The sequence below is a fragment of the Kitasatospora sp. NPDC059747 genome, from assembly GCF_042732955.1.
GTDB lineage: Bacteria > Actinomycetota > Actinomycetes > Streptomycetales > Streptomycetaceae > Kitasatospora.
This window is the reverse complement of record NZ_JBHWGV010000241.1, coordinates 1-4585: the sequence shown is the minus strand read 5'-3', so window position 1 is coordinate 4585 and position 4585 is coordinate 1. Positions and strand designations below refer to the sequence as shown.

Annotated in this window: 3 protein-coding genes and 1 pseudogene; 3 read left to right on the top strand and 1 reads right to left on the bottom strand. The window is 74.2% G+C overall.

Annotation, left to right across the window (positions count from 1 at the left end; translation table 11 throughout):
- Positions 1-10 precede the first annotated feature (10 nt).
- Entirely contained in the window at positions 11-145 is a 135-nt protein-coding gene (locus ACFV4G_RS43035; RefSeq protein WP_380449048.1) for a zinc ribbon domain-containing protein, read from the top strand.
- 403 nt (positions 146-548) lie between these two features.
- Here ACFV4G_RS43035 and ACFV4G_RS43030 read toward each other — a convergent pair whose 3' ends face one another.
- Positions 549-1514, bottom strand: a complete 966-nt coding sequence (locus ACFV4G_RS43030) for an NADP-dependent oxidoreductase (RefSeq protein WP_380449046.1) — start codon at positions 1512-1514, stop codon at positions 549-551.
- Between the two features lie 218 nt (positions 1515-1732).
- Between ACFV4G_RS43030 and ACFV4G_RS43025 the strand changes: the two genes are divergently transcribed.
- Positions 1733-2695, top strand: coding sequence for a GlxA family transcriptional regulator (locus tag ACFV4G_RS43025; RefSeq protein ID WP_380449044.1), 963 nt, complete (start codon positions 1733-1735; stop codon positions 2693-2695).
- A gap of 691 nt (positions 2696-3386) precedes the next feature.
- Positions 3387-4585: pseudogene (locus ACFV4G_RS43020) on the top strand (hypothetical protein); the annotation flags it as partial.

The window sequence follows — 4585 nt, the reverse complement described above, 5'->3', positions numbered from 1 at the left end:
CTGCGGGCACATCGCGCCGGAGAACCGGCCCACACGGGAAAAGTTCCACTGCGTCGCCTGCGGCCACACGGCGCACGCCGACACGGTGGGAGCCATCAACGTTCTACGGGCCGGGCTGGCCCGTCGCGACGCCCGGAAGGGTTAGCGAGAAGCCCCCGGCTTCAGCCGGAGGAGGAGTCACGGTGTCCCCCGTGGTGTCGTTCCCCGCTGGGACGTGCCCGCCCCGGTCATGATCATCAGTTTCGCACGCCGGTTCGGCCGCAGGTGGCGGCGATGTGTCAGCAAGGAGAGATGACGGACGTCATGAGGCCCGACGCCGGCCGGGCGTGCTCAGGGCGTGCCCTTCGGGACGAAGAGGACGACGACCGGGTCCGGGGCCACGGCGGAACCGGGCCGTGGCCCCCGTGTTTCGGCGCCGGGCCGGCCGGGCCACCGTCCGGCAGCGCCGAACGTGAGGTACCGGCAGGGTGAGGCGGCCGCCGGATACGCCGGTGCTCTTCACGCGCGGCCGGGCACGGCCGCCGCTGCCGGCGGGTTCCCCACCCGGGTCACTCGCGGTCGGTCACCGCGAGCACGATCTTCCCGGTGGTACGGCCCAGTTCGCCCAGGCGGTGCGCCTCGGCGGCCCGCTCCAGTGGCAGGACGGTGTCGACGACCACCCGCAGGCGGCCGTCCTCGACCAGGCGGGTGATCTCCCGCAGGCCCAGGTGGTCGGGCTCGACGAGCATGAAGTCCGCCCGGACGCCGGCCGCCTCGGCCTCGGCCCGGGGGAAGGCCGCGTCCGGTGGGAGGAGCGACACCAGGGTGCCGCCCCGGCGCACGGACCGCAGGGACCGGGCGGGGCTCCCGCCACCGAGGGGATCCAGCACGACATCTACGTCACGGACGGTCTCCGCGATGTCCCCGGCGCGGTAGTCGACCGGTTCGTCCACGCCCAGGGAGCGCAGCAGTCCGTGCTTGGAGCCGCTCGCGGTGCCGATCACGTACGCGCCCAGCGCCTTGGCGATCTGGACCGCCAGGTGACCGACCCCGCCGGCCGCCGCGTGGACCAGCACCCGCTGGCCGGGCCGGACGGCGGCGGTGTCGACCAGCGCCTGCCAGGCGGTGAGCGCCGCCAACGGCAGAGAGCCCGCCTCGACGTGGGTCAGGTTCGCGGGCCGGCGTGCGAAGTGCCGGGCCGGTGCGGTGACGTACTCGGCGTAGGCGCCAGCCGGGTCGGGGAAGCGCGGCATCCCGTACACCTCGTCGCCGGGCCGGAAGAGGGTGACGCCGGCGCCGACCCTCGCCACCACGCCGGAGACGTCCCAGCCGAGGGTGAACGGCGGCTTGACGCCGGTCGAGAGCAGGCCCCATTCGCGGGTCTTCCAGTCCGCCGGGTTCACCCCGGCCGCGTGCACCCGGACCAGGACCTCGCCGCGGGCCGGCTCGGGGCGGGCGGTCTCGACGAGCCGCAGGACGTCCGGCCCGCCGGCGGTGTCCTGGGAGACGGCGCGCATGGTGGTGGGGAGGGGCATGGTGCTGTGCCTGCTTTCTGTTGATCGGCCGGGGTTGCGTCGAGGGATCGGCCGGGGTCGCGTCGAGGGATCGGCCGGGGTTCCGTCGGGCGAGGCCCGCCGCCTCGCCGCCCGTTCGTCCGGGGTCGCCGCCCGCTCGTCCGGGCGCTCCGTCAGAGTGCCCGGGCCGGGCCGCCCCTGGTGGTGGCGCGACGGCCACGTGGTGAAAGGATCCGGCCATGCACCACGTCGGCGTTTTGGCCCTGGACGGCGTCCACCCCTTCGAACTCGGCATCCCCGCCCGGATCTTCGGCGCCGCCCGCGATGAGTCGGGGAACCCGCTCTACACCGTGACCACGTGCGGCCTCGACGGCGGGCCGGTCCGCACGGGCGCCGACTTCGACCTCGCGGTCTCCCGGGACGCCACCCTGCTCGCCGCCGTCGACACCGTCGTCATCCCGCCCGCGCAGTGCCTCGCCGAGCTGCGGGAACACGGCCGGCTGCCCGACCACCTGCGCGCGGCCCTCGCCGCGATCCGCCCCGGCACCCGCATCGTCGCCATCTGTACCGCGAGCTACCTGCTGGCCGCGGCCGGACTGCTCGACCACCGGCCCGCCACCACCCACTGGCGCGAGGCCGACCGGCTGCAGCGGCTGTTCACCACCACCCGCGTGGACCCCGACGTCCTGTACGTGGACGACGGGGACGTCCTGACCTCCGCCGGGGTGGCCGCCGGCATCGACCTCTGCCTGCACCTCGTCCGGCGCGACCACGGCAGCCGGATCGCCAACGACGTCGCCCGTTCCTGCGTCGTGCCGCCCTGGCGCGACGGCGGCCAGGCCCAGTACATCCGGCGCCCCGTCCCCGAACCGACCGGCACGGGCACCGCCGCCACGCAGGCCTGGGCCGTGGAACGGCTCGCCGACCCGCTCACCGTCGCCCAACTCGCCGCACACGCCCACACCAGCGTGCGGACCTTCTCCCGCCGCTTCCGCGAGGAGACCGGCACCACGCCCGTCCAGTGGCTCACCCGCCAGCGCGTCGACCTAGCCCGCCACCTCCTCGAAAGCACCGACTGGCCGGTCGACCTGGTGGCCCGCCGCGCAGGCCTGGGCACCGGGGCCTCGCTGCGCCACCACCTGCGCGCGGCCGTCGGCGTCGGCCCGCAGGCCTACCGCCGCACCTTCCGCCCGGCCGGATGACGGTGCCGTGCAGGAAGTCGGCGGAGCTCGTCTCCAACCTGATGCGCGGCCTGCGGCCGTAGGCACGGGACCCGGTCGGCCGGCGCGTGGGCGGTGTGCTGCACCTCGGGGACGCGGCAGGGCGGGTGGGGATCCGATGGACGGCTGGGCGGGAACTCCGGGCCTCGCCGTCCCGGCCTGGCTGATCGCGACGTCCACCGTCAGGTACCTGCAAAGGTCCTTCTCCTGACCGCGCTTCGGCCAGGCACCTCCTGACGACCGGGAGGACAAGGACGGTCAGGAGGCGGTCGGCGGCCCCTGGCCGGGCGCGGCGGTGGGCGGCAACACGTCCGGCCGGGTGGTGTTCGGGCCCGCGGGGTCCCGGCCTGACGATGCGTCTGATGGGGCATCCGCCAGATGATGCCCCATCAATCTCCGCTGTCCGTTTTGCGATGACCAAGACTCGGCAGTGCAGAGATCAAGCCAGTGCGTGCACAATCAGACAATCTGAAAAGATGTTCGAAATTTGGTCAGTGTACAACTATGCTCCTCGCGGTGCCGGGACAACTGTCCTGCTGCAAAGGGGCCCTGACGGGCCAGGGGGAAAACGTGAGGGGTCATGACCTACACGACAAATCGGACAGGATTGCCGCAGGAGCGGCGGGTCCGCAAGAAACTTTCTACTCTGATAGCACTCACTCTTGCCGCCACCGTGGCCGGTACGACCACCGCCCAGGCCCTGCCGTCCGATGTCGGGCCGGCGCCGCTGCCGGCTGACGTCCGCGGCAAGGTCGTCGAGGCCTGGGAGTTGGGCGGCGTCTCGACCAAGGACGCCGCCGCGAAGGCGCTGGTCGGTTCCGATGCGGACCTCACCAAGTTCCTCGGCGAGACCCTGGCCCGGGCTTCCGCCGAGGACGAGCGCTTCGCCGTCCTGAAGATGCTCAGCGACACCGGTGTGGGCGTACGCGAGGCCGCCACGAAGGCGCTGAACGGTACCGACGCGGACGTCCACGCGTTCGTCACGTCGGGCTGGCAGAAGCCGATGAACGAAGACCGCCGGGCGGCGGTCTTCTACGTGCTGAACAACAGTGAGGCGGGTGTCCAGGCGGCCGCCGCCAAGGCGCTGAACGACGGCAGCCAGAAGGCGCTGGAAGACTTCCTGACCACGGGTCAGGCCAAGGCGCAGGAGGAGGACGACCGGTTCGCCATCTTCGCCGCGCTCGGCCAGAACCCCGGGCCCGAGTACACCAAGCAGGCGCAGCGGGCGCTCGCCGGGACGGCCCAGGACGTCCGCGCGTTCCTGGAGAAGGGCCAGTACCTGGCCCGGACCCGGGACCAGGAGACGCTCTCGATCACCCAGCTCGCCCAGGCGGCCAAGGAGGCCGGCCAGCGCGCCAAGAACGAGACCGAGAAAGCCAAGCAGGCCGGCGCCCGGGCCGAGGACGCCGCGCGCACGGCGAAGGACGCCGCTCAGCGGGCCGCTGCCGAGGCCGCCGCCGCCAAGGACGACGTCAACAAGGCGGGCGCGGCGGCCAACAGCGCCGCGCAGGCCGCCGAGGGCGCGGCCGCTTCCGCGGAGACGGCGATCTCCGCCTCGAACGCAGCCGTCGCCGCCGCGCGCACGGCCGCCTCTGCCGCGCAGTCGGCCGCCTCGGCCGCGGCCGCGGCCGAGCAGGCCGCCTCCAGGGCGTACCGGGCCGCCGCGTCTGCCGCGGGCAACCGGAACGAGGCCGGTGCCGCCAGCGCCGCCGCCCAGCAGGCCCGTGACGCCGCCAAGGGTGCCCGGGACGCCGCCGGCGCCGCCTCCGCGGCGGCCAGCGCGAGCGCCGACGCCGGGCGCTCCGGTGCCGCCGCCGCCCGTGCCGCGCGCGACGCGGCCAGTGCCGCCGAGGCCAGCGCCCAGGCCGGCAG